The following is a 17477-nucleotide window of genomic DNA, read 5'->3' on the forward strand; positions in this document are numbered from 1 at the left end:
CCTCGGCCCGTTCATCGGGACGTGAACCTGTTCGGACAACGCTTCGATTGAGACATCCACATGCCTGGCTCAGCATTCGTCACGGCCGGAGATTAGCGTCGAATTGCGTCGCGTCACAGCGGAAGTCCGCTATCGATCAATCAACATCAGGCCGGCGTCAGGTCGTCGCCTCGAACGATCCCCCGTCGTCGAGAAACACCGAACCGGGGTAGGCGAACCGAAACCAATATCGACAGAAAGTGCTGTTGTACAGCGCTTTTCACAGCCTTCGCATCGAAACCGGGCGCTCCGGGCAGCGACCGGAATCGGGCGGGTGCCCACCGGTCGGGCACCCCGACGGTCGTACCCGACCAACCCAAACAGGGCACGAATCCGTGCCTGAAATGTCCCAAACCCAACCGTCGACACCGGACACATATTCGCGTCTGCATTCTGTGACCACAACGCAGCGAATCTGTGCCAGATGGGTCTCGAACCACCGGCAGGACGGTTCCCGAGTATTAATGTCCTGATCGACCGAGATGGTCACGGATTCGCGAAAGTCGATACCTTGCAGGGTTGATCGCATCCATTCAGCGACATCACCCGTTGACATCTTCGCGTACCGCCAGCTCCTTCGAGTCAATTCGCTCGTCTTATAAAGAAAGTGGTGATCAAGTATGTGCACCCGAGTCATTTGGCCTGACGCCGCGGGCGCAGTGCTCGTGGGCCGCAACATGGATTTCCACAAGGACTTGATGACCAACCTGTGGACCCAGCCCCGTGGGATCAGTCGCGACGACGGCGTCGAGGGAGAGCTGACCTGGACCTCGAAGTACGGGAGCGTGATCGCTGCTGCGTTCGACATCATCTCGGTCGATGGCATCAACGAAGCAGGACTCGCCGGTCACGTCCTCTGGCTGGCAGAATCCACATACGGCGAGCACGACAAATCCAGGCCTGCGCTCAGCCAGGCGGTCTGGCTGCAGTACTTCCTCGACAACTTCGCAACCGTCGCCGATGCCGTGCAGTGGGTCGAGGACACCAATGTTCAGGTCATCCAGATGCCGGATCCGACCGGCGGGAACCCGCCGACCATTCATCTCGCGCTCGACGATGCAACCGGCGACTCGGCGATCATCGAGTACATCGACGGGAAGCCGCGTGTCTATCACGACAGCTCCTTCCGGGTGATGACGAATTCACCGACCTATGACAAGCAGGTCGAGCTTCTCCGGCGTTGGGAGGGCCTCGGCGGCGACCAGCCCCTCCCCGGTGACACCGAGGCAGAGCACCGATTCGCGCGCGCGGCGTACTACTCCGGGCGACTACCCCAGCCGAAGAGCAAGGTCGAGGCGATCGCCGGGATGTTCAGCGTCATCCGCAATGCTGCGCAACCCTTCCGGTTGCCCGATCCCGGAAAACCCGATGCCTCGCAGACGATCTGGCAGACGGTGACCGACCTGACGAACAAGCGTTTCGTCTTCGAGTCGACCACACGGCCGAACATCGTCTGGGTCGACCTCGAGGATCTCGACTTCGCCGAGGGCTCTCCGCAACTCAAACTCGACCTGCAGGGCAAACTGTCGGTCGAAGGCGGGATCGCCGGCAACGTCAGCGGACAGTTCGCCGATCAGGGTCCGATGACGTTCCTCTCCTTCGCACTCCTCGCCCAACTCGCCACACTGCAGGATCCGTCGCACCAGTCGTGACCACCGACCTGCCCGGCTGGCAGCCGACGGTGTGGATGCGGGCCCTCCTCGCCACACCGTCGGCGACATGGCCGCTGGGCCGGTCGATCCGGGGCGCGGTGACCGTTGCTGCCCCGGTGACCCTCGGTGCGCTGACCGGTCACCCTTTGGTCGGGATGTGGATCAGCATGGGAACGCTGCTGCTCGCGGCCGGCGAGAAGTCGGTGGCGTACCGGGCCCGCTTCCGACAGTTCGCGACGACCACACCACTCGCGGCCGCCGCGTACTTTCTCGGAGTCCTGTCCACCGCACCGGCCCCGGTCACCGTGGCCGTGATGGCCGTGATCGCCGGCGTCTCCGGCATCGTCAGCGGGTACTCGGGAACAGTGTCGGTGGCGACGATGCAGGCGATGGTGATCGCGGCGATCGCGATCGGGGTCCCAGCAGCTCGACCCTATTGGGAACCGGCGGTACTGTTCCTCGCCGGGGCGGTTCTCTATGCCGCGGGACTTGCGGTCGAGGTGGCCATCAGCCGGTCTCGGCCCCAGCGAGACTCATTGGTGACCCTGCTGCGGTCACTGTCCGTGCTCGCTCGCGCACAAGCTGCCGGCAACACCGATCTCGCCGTGGAGCGGGCGCAGGCCATCAGTGCGCTCGACGCCTTCGATCACATGGCCATCACCGGGCGCGGTACCGCAGGTGGACCGACCCCCGAGTACGACCGGGCAGCGGCCATCTCGCGGGCTGCCGATCAGCTGATGGCCCGCCTGCTCGCCGACGATGCAGATCGGGACCTATCCACACAGACGGCGCCGCGGCTGGCCGAATGCGCCGCTGCACTCACCCATCGGCGCCGACCCGGGGCTCGCCCACCGGACGGGACGTTGATCCGCCTCGGCATGCTGGAGGACGCGATCTTCGGCGACGCGCCCTCGCCGGTATCGACCGCACCGCCCGAACGCACCACGCCGTCCCCGCCGGGTCCGGCCTTGCTCGCGTCGGCCGGCCGACTGGCCTTGTGCACAGCAATCGCCTACGCCATGTACTTCGTCCTGCCCGTCGCACATGGGTACTGGATCGCGCTGACCGTCGCGCTGGTGATGAAGCCCGACCTCGGTTCGGTGTTCGGTCGTGCGGTCCTTCGTAGCATCGGCACCGTCGGCGGCGCCTGCGTCGCCGTCGCGGTCGGTGTTCTCCCTCATCAACCGATCATCTCCGGGCTTGTCATCGCGGTCCTTGCGGCAACCTTGCCCTGGGCCATGACGCGGTCATATCTGGGGCAAGCATTGGTGCTCACACCGCTGATCATGATTCTGCTCGATGTGGTCGTACCCCACGCATCGATCCTCCATCTCAGTGAAGCGCGGGTGGCCACGACGGTGATCGGCTGTGTCATCGTGATCGTCGTCGGCTACCTCGTCTGGCCGGGGGCTCGCCGCGTGCACATGGTCGAGTCATTCGGCGCCACGCTGACCGTTCTCGCACGGTACGCCCAAGACGTGGCGGGCAATGCGTCACCAGACGTCGTGACCGCCGATCGCCGGATCGTGTATCGACGGCTATCGGATGCGCGAACCTCGTTGCAGCGCAACCTCTCCGAGCCTCCCCCGGCGGGAGCTGAAGCCTGGGCCTGGATTCCGGTGGTCAGCGCGACGGAGCGCGTCGCCGACCGGGTCACAAGCGCATCCGCAGCGCGGACACCACCGGCGACGACCCCCGACGCCGACGAACTCTCGGTCCTCGCCGGCGAGCTCGCCGACCTCGACCATCAGGTCACCGCCGAGCACCGCGCACGCCGTACCCCGACACCACCCGCACGCGCAGCGCACTCCCCCGACCCCGCTGTGCGTGAACTCGCCGACGAACTCGCACATCTGCGGTCACTGATCGGTCGCGAATCCCGACCTGCGCCCCACGAACTGGACAGCACGACGCAGACCGACAGACGATAACCGTCCTCGTCGAACTCGACGGCTGGCTGTTGCCCGCGCCTCGTCGAAGGGTCACGTGCGGGCGCCGGCACGAACGGTCAGGTTCGGTCGGCCCCGAGCACTCGCGCCCCGGCTGCCGGACCGCTGGCGGTGCGGACCGAGCGCGCGACGCCGGCGCCGGACAGTTCCGCGGCAACGTTCACCGCGCTGGTCTCGTCGGCGCAGAGGAAGGCACACGTCGGACCCGAGCCCGAGACGATGCCGCCCAGCGCCCCGGCATCGACCCCAGCGCGCAGGGTCCGGCGGAGGGTCGGCTGCAGTGAGAGCGCGGCGGGTTGCAGGTCGTTGTGCAGGAGCGGCGCCACCGCGTGCGGGTCACCCGACGCCAGCGCCTGCATCAGTTCGTCGGGACGACGCAGCAGATCGCGCCCGGCGTCGTCGGCGCACTCGCCAGATCGGCTGTCGCGCAACCGATCCAGCTCGCCATACACCGCCGGCGTGGACAGCCCCTCCCGCGCGAGGGCCAGGACCCAGTGGAATTCTCCGCGAGAGAGGACCTGCATCAGCCGCTCGCCACGTCCGGTGCCGAGTGCGGTGTTGCCGTGCAGCGCGAACGGCACGTCACTGCCCAGACCCGCGGCGATCGCGGCGAGGTCGTCCCGGCCGATGTCGAGTTTCCACAGCGCGGCCAGTGCGACGAGCGCCCCCGCGGCGTCGGCGCTGCCGCCGGCCATGCCGCCGGCAACCGGGATCGTCTTGTCGATGTCGATGGCGACCTTGCCGGAACGGTCCGCCCAGTCGGCCAGTGCCAGGGCCGCCCGAACCGCGAGGTTGGACTCGTCGGCCGGGACCGACGCGGCGCCCTCGCCGCGGACGGTGACGGTCATCTCGTTGGCACGGGCCACCCTGACGTCGTCGTGCAGGGACAGCGCCTGGAAGACGGTGACCAGGTCGTGGTAGCCGTCATCGCGGCGCGGACCCACCCCGAGGTGCAGATTGACCTTCGACGGAGCCCGCGCGGTGACGGAGTCCGACACCACCGACAGCGACGTTCGCGACACAATGATCCAGCCTAGCGCCCCGGGGTCGGCCCCGTGCCCACCGCCGCAACCGGCCGTGGGCCCAGCCGGGGTCGGTCAGGGGCGCCAGCCGCGGTCCACGAGTTCGCCGACATGCTCGACGACGAGCACCGCGCCCGCATCGCGCAACTCCCCCTCCGCGAACCCACCGGACCGCACCGCCACGCAGTCCGCAGGCAGTCGGTGCGCCGACGCCACGTCCCACACCGTGTCGCCTACGACGACGGCCTTGCCGCCGCCGGCCTCGTCGAGGGCGACCGACAGGATGTCGGGTGCCGGCTTGGACGAATCGGCGTCGTCTGACGTGGTCACGGCGGCGAAGTCGTTCCGGGACAATCCCATCGACTCGAGCGCCGCGTCGGTGAACTCCGACTTGCCCGACGACGCCAGAGCGACCCGATACCCGGCGTCGAGCAACCCGCGGACCAGGTCGGCAGCGCCCGGCAGCGGCCGCACGTCGGGCAGCAGGCCACGGTACGCGCTCTCCCACTCGTCCCGGAGGGTGTCCCCCAGCGATTCCTCCACGTCGTCGCCGAGGATCTCGCCGACCAGACGATCACCACCCATGCCGATCGCCCGGTGCACCTGCCACCACTGCGGGGTCAGGTCGTGGCCGGCGAAGGCCCGCATCCACGCCAACGCGTGGAGGTAGGTGGAGTCGACGAGCGTACCGTCGACATCGAGAAGCACGGTGTCGATCGACCCATCCGCTTTGTGGTCAGGCATCTGCACCTCGTTTCCGGGGTCGAGAACCGCGCCCCGTCGTCGAATGTCCGCCTGCCCGGGCACCACCGTCTCGAGCGCCCAGGTTTCGGACCTACGACTCAACGCCTACACCGACGCGACCGATCTCGCAGAGGAGAACCCCATGGCAACCCGATTCGGCTACACCTTGATGACCGAGCAGGCCGGCCCGAAAGAGCTGGTGCGGTACGCAGTCGGCGCCGAAGACGCCGGCTTCGACTTCGAGGTGTCGAGCGACCACTACTTCCCATGGCTCTCGGCCCAGGGACACGCCCCATACGCGTGGACGGTCCTCGGCGCCGTGGCCCACGCGACCGAGCGGGTCGACCTGATGACCTACGTGACATGCCCGACGATCCGCTATCACCCGGCGATCATCGCCCAGAAGGCCGCGACACTGCAGATCCTCGCCGACGGTCGCTTCACCCTCGGCCTGGGCTCCGGGGAGAACCTCAACGAACACGTCGTCGGCGAGGGCTGGCCGTCGGTCGCCGACCGTCAGGACATGCTCGCCGAGGCGATCGAGATCATCCGCAAGCTGCACACCGGCGAGCTCGTCGACTTCCGCGGCGAGTTCTTCCAGGTCGACGCGGCCCGGATCTGGGACCTCCCCGATCAGCCGGTCCCGATCGGTGTCGCGGTCGCGGGCAACGCGGGTATCGAGACGTTCGGTCCCCTCGCCGACCACCTGATCGCCGTCGAACCCGACGCCGAGTTCATCAACGCCTGGAACGCCCATTCGTCGACCCCGACCGTCGACGGGCAGGGCTCGCGCGCGATCGGACAGATCCCGATCAGCTGGGATCGCAATCGCGACAAGGCGATCGAGCGCGCTCACGATCAGTTCCGCTGGTTCGCCGGCGGCTGGGATGTCAACGCCGACCTGCGCACCACCGCGGGATTCGCCGCCGCGACCCAGTTCGTGACGCCGGACGACGTGGCGGGCAACATCCCGTGTGGCCCCGACCTCGATCAGATCGTCGAGGCGGTGAAACCCTTCTGGGAGGCCGGTTTCACCGACATCGCGCTCGTCCAGATCGGCGGCGACACCCAGGAGGAGTTCCTGCGCGACGCCGCTCCCGAGCTGCTGGAGAAACTGCGCGCCGCGTCGAACTGAGTCCCGCGATTCCCTGCTCCCTGAGGAGCGAGCGTCGCCCCGCCCCCTGAGGAGCGAGCTTGCGAGCGTCACGAAGGGTCCTGGTGAGATGCTTGGCAGACCCTTCGTGACGCGCCCTCCGCACGCTCCGGGCGCTCCTCAGGGAGCAGAAGGGGCCGCTTCTATCGGATCAGGAGGAGTGAGACGTCGCTCGCGCTGGTGCATCGAGCGGAATGAGTCGTCGCCCCTGGCTGGTTCAGAGACCAGCGGTCGTGCGGGCGAGCCGGACGAAATCGTCGACGTCGAGTTTCTCGCCGCGCACGCCGGGATCGATATCTGCTTCGCGCAGTCGGCGTTCGGCCTCGGCCGCCGACCCGGCCCATCCGGCCAGTGCCGACCGCATCGTCTTGCGGCGCTGGGCGAATGCCGCGTCGATCGCCGCGAACACCCGCGCGCGTTCAACCGGATCGGTGGAGTGATCGTCGGTGCGTTCGATACGGACGAGCCCCGATTCGACCTTGGGTTCGGGCCAGAACACGTTGCGTCCCACCGCACCGGCGCGGCTCACGCGCCCGTGGTAACGCGCCTTGACGCTCGGCACGCCGTAGGTCCGGCTGCCCGGGCCCGCGGCGAGGCGGTCGGCGACCTCCGCCTGCACCATCACCAGGGCGGTGGTGATCTCGGGGAAGAGACCGAGCAGGTGCAACAGGACCGGCACCGACACGTTGTACGGCAGGTTCGCGACGAGCGCGGTGGGCACCGCGGGGAGGTCGTCGCGCGTCACCTGCAGCGCATCGGCGACAATGACCTGAAAATTGTCCTGACGGCCCGGCGCGTACTCCGCGATCGTCGCCGGAAGACGTTGGGCGAGAACCGGATCGATCTCGATCGCGACGACCTTGCCTGCGGTTCCGAGGAGCGCGAGGGTGAGCGAGCCCAACCCCGGACCGACCTCGAGAACGGTGTCCTCGGGACCGACACCCGACGCCGCGACGATCCGCCGGACCGTGTTCGCGTCGTGGACGAAGTTCTGTCCCAGCGTCTTGGTCGGCCGGACGCCGACCTCGGCCGCGAGTTCCCGGATCTGTGCGGGACCGAGCAGACGGGGAGCCTCGTCGGGCTTGCCCGCGGGCGTCTCGTCAGGTGCCGGCGTCTCGTCGATCAGCGCAGGCCCAGCTTGGACGAGCAGGACGGCCACGCGCCCCAGCCCTGGACCGCCTGGGTCTTGCTGGCGACGGCGATCTGCTCCTCGCGGCTGGCGAGGTCGGCGCGCGGCGCATACTCGAGACCGCCCCAGCGTTCCCAGGTGTTCTGATCGAACTGCACCCCGCCGTAGAAACCGTTGCCCGTGTTGATGGCCCAGTTCCCGGTTGCCTCGCACGCGGCGAGAGCGTCCCAGACGGACCCGAACGGCACGAACGGCGCGCCCGGTTTGGTGCCGATGCGGACGGTGGCCGCGACCGGTTCGGTGAGCACTTCACTGGTCAGCTTGTCGCGCTTGACAACTCGGCCGTTGACGGTGGTGACCTTGTACGTCACGCGCGCCTCACCGGGCGTGCCCTTCTTCTCGACCACCTTGCGATCGCGGATGAGGGTCGGATCTTCCTTCTTGACCTCCGGCGGCGCGACCGGCTCGGTGAGCGTGACGTCCTCGGTCTTGATCCGCGTGACGACGATCTTCAGATTCGGGGTGACCTTGGTGTCGGCCGCGGGAGTGACCTTGTCCTCGGCGCCCAGCGGCGTCCCGAGCGACTCGAGCAGATCCTTGACGGTGTGCGCGGCGACGGTCGGACGCTTCTTGGCCGGCCCGTCGACGAGGTTCACCGGCTTGGGCAGTGCGACCTCGATCTGGCCGCCGCCGACCGGCAGCTCCTGGCCGAACGCGGTCTCCTCGGCGGCGTGGGTCAACCCACGCTCGGCCATCAGCTGGTCCACGGTCGAGGCGTTGGTGACGATGGTCTCGCGCTTGCCCTCGATGTCGAGGGTGAGCTGCTTGAGCTTGTTCACCCGGATGGTCTGGCCGTCGCCGAAGCCGGAGTCGGGCGCGGGGCTCACCTTGTCACCGTCGGCGGGCGCCAGCCCCTCGGACTCGAGGAGGCTCTCGACGGACATCGCCATGGTGGACACGTGCCGGACGTCGCCGTCGACGTCGATCGCGACGTTCTTGTGCATGGTGACGCCCATGATCCCGCCGGCCGCGACAGTGGCGCAGACGGCGCCGACCGCGACGCGGACACGCAACGAGTTCGATCCGTTGATCTTGGCGAACACCGACTTGGACGACACCGGCTCGGACGACTCTGGATTGGGCAAGGAAGACAAGGGCACGACATCCTGATAGGCAACACTGGCACCACGCCCGCCGAGTGGATCAGCACGTCGGCCAGGCGGATCACAGTACGATAACGAACCGGCCAGATTATGGCAAAGGGATGCCGTAGACCCGTCGCGCGTTGGCTCCGAGAAGACGCGCCATCTCCACATCGGTCACGCCGCGCACCTCGGCGAGCGCTCGCGCCGTGTACGGGAGGCAGTAGGACCGATTCGGCTGGCCACGGTAGGGATGCGGGGTCAAAAACGGGGCGTCGGTCTCGACGAGGATCTGGTCGTCGGGCACGAGTTCGGCCGCGACCCGGAGTTCGTCGGCGTTGGCGAAGCTCACAGTGCCGGCGAAGCTGAGCATGAAGCCACGGTCGACACATTCGCGGGCAACGTTTCGGTCACCGGAGAAGCAGTGCATGATCACGGAGTCGGGTGCCCCCTCCGCGGCCAAGATGTCCAGCAGGTCGCGGTCGGCCTCGCGGTTGTGGATCATCAGGGGTTTGCCCACACGCTTCGCGAGGTCGATGTGCCAGCGGAAGGCCTCGTGCTGCACCTCGGGCGGCGCGCACTCGTCCGACTTCCCAGGCCAGTAGTAGTCGAGCCCGGTCTCGCCCACGGCGACGACGCGCGGATGACGAACCATCTGCTCGAGTTCGGCGGCAGTCTCGTCGTTCAGATCGCCGGCGTGCATCGGGTGTAGGGCCACCGCCGCGTACACCCGGTCGTCCCAGTCCCCGGCGGCGACCGCCCAGCGCGCGTCGACCATGTCGTCGGCAACCGTGACGACATGGTCGACACCGACGGCATGCGCGTGGTCGCAGATCGCACGGACCGTCTCGGCATCGCGCCCGCCACACGCGGCCAGGTGGGTGTGGGCGTCGACGAGGCCGGGCAGGGGCGCCGGGTCGGGCGGTGGTTCGCGTCGACGCCGCTTCCTGGCGGCCTTGTTGCTCAGAGATTCGTCGCCGCTCGTCTCGGGATCGCTCTTGTCCGGGGCGCCAGGGGCGTCGCTCATGGCACCACCTTGGCACAGCGCGCCGACACCCTCCGGTTGCGGCCCTCACGCCCGGGCATCCGGGTCAGAGCGTCACCGTGCCCTCGATCACCGTCGTCGTGTCGCCACCGATCCAGATGTTCTCGCCGTCGTCGTGGACGTGAACGCGTCCGGCACGGCCGAGTGCGGCGCCCTGGGCCGCGACATACGACGCCGGGGCGTGACCGTTCGCACGCAGCCACATCGCGATACCCGCGTTGAGACTGCCCGTCACCGGGTCCTCGGGGACGCCGATGCCCGGCACGAAGGCCCGGACCTCTCCGAAGACCTCACCGTCCGACTCGTACATCCCGAACAATCCGACCTTGTGATCGCCGAGCGCCGGGATGTCCGGCGTCACCTCGAGCACCCGCTCCCCGGACGCGAGTTGCAGCACCATCCATTCCGGCCCGTTGTCGACCCACTCGGCCGCGAGGACCTCGCCGGCCACGATCCCCAGTGCGGCGGCGACCTCGGCGACGACCGCGGACTCGACGGGGCCGGATCGTCGCAACGGCGGTGCCGCGAAGGCCAGCCGTGCACCCGAACGGCGGAGTCGGACCAGGCCGACGCCGCACTCCTGCACGATGTCCTCCCCCGCAGGGTGGCCGCCCGTCGTCAGCCACGCATGCGCGGAACCGAGCGTGGGGTGACCGGCGAAGGGCAACTCCCCGTCCGGGGTGAAGATCCGCAGGCGGTAGTCGGCTGCGGCGTCGGTCGGCGGCAGCACGAACGTCGTCTCCGACAGATTGGTCCAGCGGGCGAATGCCGCCATCCGGTCGTCGGGGATGTCGGCGGCATCGAGCACCACGGCCACCGGGTTACCACCGGTTCCGGTGGCGGAGAACACATCGATCTGGGCGAAACGTCGGGTCATCGGTTCATCGTCTCACCCTCAGTTGCAGCCCGGTCAAAGGTTTTTCGGGCCCGTCACCCCGGGACGGCGAGCGGTCGCCCGCCGCCGCGAGCACCACCACCGCGGGAAAACGGTTCGCCCGGCCGCGCAAATCGCGCCGGAGTCGTCCGGGACGGGTAGCGTGGCGAAGCGTGTTGGGATTGCCAGATTCGATCACCGTCGCACTGTTCGACCTCGACGGGGTTCTCACCGAGACCGCGGTGTTGCACCGCAAGGCATGGAAGAAGGCGTTCGACGCCTTCCTCGCCGCGCGTGCGGGCGGCGAGGACCATGCCGATTTCGTCGAGTTCACCGACCAGGACTACCTCGACTACGTCGACGGACGTCCCCGGGAAGACGGCGTGCGAGCCTTCCTCGCCTCCCGCGGCATCGACGACGTCGACCCGCAGACCGTGACCGCCATCGGGAACGGGAAGAACGACATGTTCCTGGTGTCCCTGGCCGAGGACGGCGGGCAGGCATATCCGGGTTCGGTGCGGTACCTCGAGGCGGCTCGTGATGCGGGCCTCCGGATCGCGGTCGTGACCTCCTCGAAGAACGGAGCAGCAGTGCTGGATGCAGCGGATCTGTCGAAATTCGTCGAGGTCCGGGTGGACGGGCTCGACATCGTGTCGAAGGGCCTGAACGGCAAACCCGCTCCCGACTCGTTCCTCCTGGGCGCCGAGCAGATGGGCGTCGAACCCTCTGCGGCAGCGGTCTTCGAAGACGCCATCTCCGGCATCCGGGCCGGCAGCGCGGGCGAATTCGGCTACGTCGTCGGCGTCGACCGTGTCGGCGGTGGGCAGGCCGAGGCGATGCGCGCGGCCGGCGCCAACGTCGTCGTGACGGACCTCGACGAATTGCTCCCCGCATGACCGCCGAGCACGGCCACGACTTCGGCTTCGAGATCCACCCGTGGCAGCTAAAGTGGCGCGGCGGAGTCGACCTCGACATGCTCGGCCGGACCGAGACACTCTTCGCACTGTCCAACGGACACATCGGTTTACGCGGGTCGTTCGAAGAGGGCGAGCCCGTCGATCATCCCGGCACCTATCTCAACGGCTTCTACGAACTGCGCGGCCTGCCCTACGCGGAGAGCGGTTACGGTTACCCCGAGTCGGGACAGACCGTCGTCAACGTGACCGACGGCAAGATCATCCGGCTGCTCGTCGAGGACGAGCCGATGGACCTCCGGTACGGGCGTACCGAAGAACACGAGCGGACCCTCGACTTCCGTACCGGCACACTGCGTCGCCACACCGTCTGGACCTCACCCACGGGCCGCAAGGTGCGCATCAAATCCGAGCGGCTCGTGTCCTTCACCAAGCGCACCATCGCCGCGATCCGGTATGAGGTCGAGCCCGTCGACGAGGACATGAAGCTCGTCCTGCAGTCGGACCTCCTCGCCAACGAGCCGGTGCCCGCCCCCGGGAACGACCCGCGCCTGGCGGCCGCGCTCGACGCACCCCTCGTCTCCGATCTCGCGACATGCCGCAACTACTGGGGCATGCTGGTCCACCACACCAAGAAGTCCGGCCTGCACATCGCGGCCGGGATGGATCACGAAATCTACTTCCCGGACAAGGCGGACACGTTCATCCGCGCCGACGGCGACCTCGCCCGGCTCACCATCGCGGCGAACGTGCCGAAGGGCAAGAGCCTCACGCTGACCAAGTACATGGGGTACGGCTGGTCGGCGCGGCGTTCGGTGCCGGCACTGCGCGCCCAGGTCGACGCGGCCCTCGCGATGGCGATGGAGACCGGCTGGGACTCACTCAAGGCCGACCAGGTCCGCTACCTCGAGGACTTCTGGCGCGACGCCGATGTCGAACTCGACGGCGATCCGGAGCTGCAGCAGGCCGTCCGGTTCGCGCTCTTCCACGTGTTGCAGGCCGGCGCACGCGGTCAGTCCCGCGCCATCCCGGCCAAGGGCCTCACCGGCCCCGGCTACGACGGTCACACCTTCTGGGACACCGAGAGTTTCATCCTGCCGATGCTCACCTACACGGTCCCCGCCGCCGCCGGCGAGGAACTACGGTGGCGCCACTCCACCATGGACAAGGCGAAGTCCCGCGCCGCCGAACTCGGCCAGCGCGGGGCGATGTTCCCGTGGCGGTCGATCAACGGCGACGAGTGTTCGGGCTACTGGCCCGCCGGCACCGCAGGCGTGCACGTGTCCGCCGACATCGCCAACGCCACCGCTCGCTACCTTCGAGCGACCAACGACGAGCAGTTCGAAACCGAGTGCGGCGTCGAACTACTCGTGGAGACCGCGCGACTGTTCGCCGGGCTGGGTCACCACGATGTGAACGGGAAGTTCCGCATCGACGGGGTGACGGGTCCCGACGAGTACACCGCGGTCGTGAACAACAACACCTTCACCAACCTCGCAGCGCAACAGAACCTGCGGGACGCGGTGGCCGCCGTGCACCGCCGGCCCGATCTCGCCGAGCATCTCGGGGTCACGACCGCCGAGGCGGCGCACTGGGAGGCGTGCGCCGACGACATGACGATCCCCTACGACGACGCCCTCGGCGTCCACCAGCAGTGCGAGTCGTTCACCCTGCTGGGCGCCTGGGATTTCGAGTCGTCGGTCGGGCGGTATCCGCTGCTGCTGAACTATCCGTACTACGACCTCTACCGCAAGCAGGTGGTCAAGCAGGCCGACCTGGTCTTCGCGACCTATCTGTTCGGCGATGCCTTCACCCCCGAGCAGAAACTGCGCAACTTCGACTACTACTACCCGCTCACCGTCCGCGACTCGTCCCTGTCGGCGTGCTGCGAGGCGGTCACCGCCGCCGAGGTCGGCTACCCCGATCTCGCCTACGATCTGCTCGCCGAGTCGGTGTTCACCGACCTGCACGACCTGCACAACAACGTCAGCAGCGGACTACACATCGCGGCGCTCGCGGGTGCCTGGACCGACTGCGTGGCCGGTTTCGGCGGCATGCGCGACTTCGGCGGGAACATCACGTTCGCGCCCCGGCTCCCGAAGCGGCTGACCTACATGTCGTTCCGCATGATCATCCGTGACTCGAAGATCGTCGTGGCCGTCGACAAGGACAACGCGACCTATCGGTTGCTGTCGGGCCCGCCGATCGACCTCGCGCATCACGGCGAGAAGTTCACTCTCGAGTCCGCCCCGATGACCATGCACATCCCGGAACTGGAATATCGCGAGCCGCCCAAGGCCCCGCCCGGGTGTGATCCGTATCGTCGGGAGATCTAAAGCCCCCGACGCTTGACCTTGACACGGTGTCAAGCGGTCAGGTGGGCGGTGAAGGAGGTGGTCGATCATGACCGACCAGACAACCCGCCCACTCGATCCGGCCCTGATGGCAGCATTGTCGGCCGATGACGCGTCGATGCGGCTGCGGGCCGCGATGGCGGCGGGCAGCAACCCGCATCCCGGGTATGCCGAGGAGCTGATCCGACGCTGCGGCGTGGAACCGGACTTCTTCGTGCGGGACATGTTGACCTGGGCCCTGACGCGGTTGCCCGCCGAACTGACGGTGCCCGGCCTCATTCCCGAGCTGGCGTCCGCGTCTCCGCAGGCGCGGGCACAGGCGCTACACACCCTGTCGAAGATCGGTGACCGGTCGGCGTGGACGTCGATCACCCCCGCGCTCCTGCACGATGCGGACGACGAGGTGGCTCGCGCCGCCTGGCGGACCGCGGTCGTCCTGGTCCCGGCGGGCCGGGAGGCCTGGCTCGCGAACGAACTGGCCGGCGAACTCGGCCGCGGGAGCACCGACGTCCGACGGAGCCTCAGCCGTGCCCTGGCCGGACTCGGCGACGCCACGGCCGGACCGCTTGCCGTCGCGAAACAGCGGGGCAACGGCGCGGTGCGCGCACACGTCGTGGCCACCGAACGGCTGATCGACGACCCGGACAGTGACTTCGCCGCTGCGTCGGACTTCGTCGCGCCGACGACCAGCCCTGTCCCCGACGACGATTCGGCCGTCGAAACAAGGGACGGAATGTAGCGGTGCTGATCGGCGAGGTGGCGCGGCAGACCGGTTTGAGCAGCCGGATGCTGCGCCACTACGACTCACTCGGACTCGTGCGACCGACCGGCCGGACGTCCGGCGGCTACCGGGAGTACTCCGAGGCCGACCTCGAGCGGCTCATGCACGTCGAGAGCCTCCGATCGCTCGGACTCTCGCTGCGCGACGTCGGCCGCGCGCTCGACGAGCCGGGGTTCGCACCGGACACGCTCATGGACCGCCTCATCGACGACACGAAGGCGAGGATGGCTGCCGATGCCCAGCTCCTCGCGCGTCTACAGGACGTGCGGGGTGCCGGGCCCACCGAGTGGTCCGCGGTGCTGGGAGTGGTCAGACTGCTCCGTGCCGTCCAGTCCGACAACGCGGCCGATCGTCAGACTGCCGCGATGCTGGCCGGCGAGGTCAGGGTGTCCGGGGACTCGCTGGCGGACGCACTCCTGAAGGAGCCCGATCCCAACGTCGCCGGTGCCCTTCGGTGGGCGCTCGCGCAGAGACCCGGCGGTGTCGACCGCCTCGTCGACGGTGCGGCCGACCCCGATCCGGTTGTTCGACGCCGGGCGGTCACCGCGCTCGCCGCGATCGAGGGGACCACACAGGTCACGTCGGTTCTCGAGGGACTGCTCGCCGATCCCGATCCCGCCGTCCGACGCACCGCTGCCCTGACCCTCGGACGCCGCGGTGCCGCGGTCTCGGTCGATGCCCTGGTCGAGCTCATCGGTGCCGGCGACCGCGATGTCGAGGCCGCCGAGGTCCTCGCCGGCCACGAAGCCCACCGCGAGCGGATCGTCGACCTGCTCGTCGACCGCCTGGGTGCCGACCCCGACGCGTCCGTTCGATCGCGCCTGGTGCAGGCTCTCGCCGAAATACCGGGGACCTCGGCGACCTCCGCCCTTCAGGTGTTCATCGGCGACGCCGACAGCATGGTCGCCCGGACGGCGTTCGTCATCCTGGATCAGCGACCGGACGACTGAGCGACTTCTCTCAATCCGTTGCGACAGAGCCACAATGGCGCGATTCCCCGATCCGGGACATCGCAGAGCAGGGGCGCGTGATGTCGCCGTCGATTCTCACTCGACGTGAAACGTTGGGGCTCATGAGACTTCTGTTCACCTCGGCTCACTGCAGTTCACTGCAGTTCACTGGCGGTACTGCTGTTCACTGAGGAGACACAAGTGAATTACGTTGGCGTGTAGATCAATTGGGCATCATTGGTTGTGGAAACTGCTCGTCTTCGAACGGATTATCGAGTACCTTGGTGGCATGACCCCGATTGCCGAGATGCGAGACTTCGTGATCACCCTCGAACCACCCACCGACCCGACCGGCCGGGAGATTTTCGACCGACTGGACGAACTTCGGTTGCTGTACAACGTCGTCGGTCATCAGATCGCCGTGCACGCAGCATCGTTCGAAGCGACCGGCGCGGCAGACAAGGTGGGGTCGACCACACGCGGGGTGCTGATCGAGATGGGTTTCGCGCCGGCTGTCGCTCACCGCAGCATACGGATCGGAGAGCGGATCGACTCGTTGCCGAAGCTCGGCGACTGCGCCTCCGACGGGCATCTGGCGAGCGAATGCGTCGACGCGGTTGTCCGCGGCCTGACCGTCATCGAGAAGCAAACACCCACAGGACTTTCGGACGAGGACCGGGCGGCGTATGAGTCCGAGCTGCTGGCTCAAGCCTTCTCGGGTGCCACCCCCACCGAGATCGCCGACCACGCACGCACCATCGCCCACCGCAACGCCGACACCGCCGACGACGCCATCCCGGTTGCCGAGGACGCCTCGCTGAACGTGGTGAACTCGCGCATCACCGACGATGGCCGTGTGGAGATCAAGGCCGACCTCACCGCTGTGGTCGGTGAGAAGTTCCTGTCCATGATCGACGAACGATCCTGCCCGCGACCCGAACCCGACGGCAGCGAGGATCGACGGACGCGGGACCAGCGGTGGGCCGACGGCTTCGAGTTGTTGATGGATCAGGCGGCGATCGGAGCGACCCTCGACACCAGCGGTTCGCCTCGAACCCAGCTGTTGGTGACGATCCCGGCCGATGCGAAAGATCCGGCGCGACTGCCATGGGTCGGTCCGGTGTCGCAGACCACCGCCAAGCGACTCGCGTGCGACGCCCTTGCGAGCGAGATCGTCCTGGACGGGGAAGGCGTGCCCTTACAGATGGGGACAAGTAGGCGGCTCTTCCCGTCCCACTTACGAAAGGCCATCACGGTCCGTGACCTGTGTTGCATCAAATGCGGTGCGCCCGCTGCACATACGCAGGTGCATCACATCGTGCCGTGGATGGACGGCGGCCCCACCGACCTCGACAACGGGTGCCTGATCTGCCAGCGCTGTCACACCCAGGTACATCATCACGGCTGGGAAGTGACGATGGGACATGACCGCCACCCCTGGCTGATCCCGCCTGCTGACATCGACCCACAGCGCCGCCCGCGGCCCGCCTACAACCGACGCACGATGCGACTCGACGACGTGTTCGTGTAGGTCCTGCGTCACCGCACGCACTGCCGGACAAGCCATCTCAGACGGGACCGAGCACCCGACACGACAACACCTCACGACCACAGATCCTGACGGCATGGCCGTCGCGGCGTTCCTTGACAACTCCACAGTGTGAAAGCCGAGCACGGCGTGGGCGTCGTTGCGGTCCGTCTCCTGGATCTCCGGGAGATGGACCGCAAC

At 67.8% G+C, this 17477-nt stretch carries 14 protein-coding genes; 8 read left to right on the top strand and 6 right to left on the bottom strand.

Annotated features, from left to right (window positions below; all coding sequences use genetic code 11):
• Positions 1–659: 659 nt before the first annotated feature.
• A complete protein-coding gene (locus tag AB4Z55_RS20380; protein WP_354559940.1) occupies positions 660–1691 on the top strand; it encodes a linear amide C-N hydrolase in 1032 nt (343 codons plus the stop codon).
• Positions 1688–3622, top strand: coding sequence for an FUSC family protein (locus AB4Z55_RS20385; RefSeq protein ID WP_369520406.1), 1935 nt, complete (start codon positions 1688–1690; stop codon positions 3620–3622). Before AB4Z55_RS20380 ends, AB4Z55_RS20385 begins: the two co-directional genes overlap by 4 nt.
• 77 nt (positions 3623–3699) lie before the next feature.
• Here AB4Z55_RS20385 and AB4Z55_RS20390 read toward each other — a convergent pair whose 3' ends face one another.
• The gene (locus AB4Z55_RS20390) at positions 3700–4662 is read right to left on the bottom strand and encodes a 4-(cytidine 5'-diphospho)-2-C-methyl-D-erythritol kinase (protein ID WP_004019662.1); all 963 of its coding nucleotides are present in this window, start codon (positions 4660–4662) and stop codon (positions 3700–3702) included.
• A gap of 75 nt (positions 4663–4737) precedes the next feature.
• Positions 4738–5406 carry an HAD family hydrolase gene (locus tag AB4Z55_RS20395; RefSeq protein WP_239400789.1) on the bottom strand — a complete coding sequence of 223 codons (669 nt, stop codon included), beginning with the start codon at positions 5404–5406 and terminating at the stop codon, positions 4738–4740.
• Positions 5407–5548: 142 nt separating this feature from the next.
• Here AB4Z55_RS20395 and AB4Z55_RS20400 point away from each other — a divergent pair, with 142 nt between their 5' ends.
• The gene (locus AB4Z55_RS20400) at positions 5549–6541 is read left to right on the top strand and encodes an LLM class F420-dependent oxidoreductase (protein WP_239400791.1); all 993 of its coding nucleotides are present in this window, start codon (positions 5549–5551) and stop codon (positions 6539–6541) included.
• Positions 6542–6776: 235 nt separating this feature from the next.
• Here AB4Z55_RS20400 and rsmA read toward each other — a convergent pair whose 3' ends face one another.
• From rsmA to AB4Z55_RS20420, 4 genes are all read right to left on the bottom strand, one after another.
• The gene (gene rsmA / locus AB4Z55_RS20405) at positions 6777–7718 is read right to left on the bottom strand and encodes a 16S rRNA (adenine(1518)-N(6)/adenine(1519)-N(6))-dimethyltransferase RsmA (RefSeq protein WP_354559936.1); all 942 of its coding nucleotides are present in this window, start codon (positions 7716–7718) and stop codon (positions 6777–6779) included.
• Positions 7682–8806, bottom strand: a complete 1125-nt coding sequence (locus tag AB4Z55_RS20410) for a resuscitation-promoting factor (RefSeq protein WP_064569339.1) — start codon at positions 8804–8806, stop codon at positions 7682–7684. Before AB4Z55_RS20410 ends, rsmA begins: the two co-directional genes overlap by 37 nt.
• 133 nt (positions 8807–8939) lie before the next feature.
• On the bottom strand, positions 8940–9857 hold the full coding sequence (locus AB4Z55_RS20415; RefSeq protein ID WP_354559934.1) for a TatD family hydrolase: 918 nt from the start codon (positions 9855–9857) through the stop codon (positions 8940–8942).
• A 64-nt stretch (positions 9858–9921) separates the two neighbouring features.
• The gene (locus AB4Z55_RS20420; RefSeq protein ID WP_354559932.1) at positions 9922–10752 is read right to left on the bottom strand and encodes a PhzF family phenazine biosynthesis protein; all 831 of its coding nucleotides are present in this window, start codon (positions 10750–10752) and stop codon (positions 9922–9924) included.
• Positions 10753–10922: 170 nt separating this feature from the next.
• On the opposite strand from AB4Z55_RS20420, the gene AB4Z55_RS20425 reads away from it, so the two are divergent.
• The 5 genes from AB4Z55_RS20425 to AB4Z55_RS20445 all read left to right on the top strand — a co-directional run bounded on the left by AB4Z55_RS20425 (position 10923) and on the right by AB4Z55_RS20445 (position 17279).
• Positions 10923–11645, top strand: coding sequence for a beta-phosphoglucomutase family hydrolase (locus tag AB4Z55_RS20425; RefSeq protein ID WP_369520407.1), 723 nt, complete (start codon positions 10923–10925; stop codon positions 11643–11645).
• Entirely contained in the window at positions 11642–13999 is a 2358-nt protein-coding gene (locus AB4Z55_RS20430) for a glycoside hydrolase family 65 protein (RefSeq protein ID WP_004019672.1), read from the top strand. Before AB4Z55_RS20425 ends, AB4Z55_RS20430 begins: the two co-directional genes overlap by 4 nt.
• Before the next feature lie 67 nt (positions 14000–14066).
• On the top strand, positions 14067–14756 hold the full coding sequence (locus AB4Z55_RS20435) for a HEAT repeat domain-containing protein (RefSeq protein WP_101821881.1): 690 nt from the start codon (positions 14067–14069) through the stop codon (positions 14754–14756).
• Positions 14757–14758: 2 nt separating this feature from the next.
• The gene (locus AB4Z55_RS20440) at positions 14759–15748 is read left to right on the top strand and encodes a HEAT repeat domain-containing protein (RefSeq protein WP_369520408.1); all 990 of its coding nucleotides are present in this window, start codon (positions 14759–14761) and stop codon (positions 15746–15748) included.
• Positions 15749–16037: 289 nt separating this feature from the next.
• Entirely contained in the window at positions 16038–17279 is a 1242-nt protein-coding gene (locus tag AB4Z55_RS20445) for a DUF222 domain-containing protein (protein WP_369520409.1), read from the top strand.
• Positions 17280–17477 lie beyond the last annotated feature (198 nt).

Origin of the sequence: Gordonia sp. ABKF26 (assembly GCF_041103195.1) — a bacterium.
GTDB lineage: Bacteria > Actinomycetota > Actinomycetes > Mycobacteriales > Mycobacteriaceae > Gordonia > Gordonia terrae.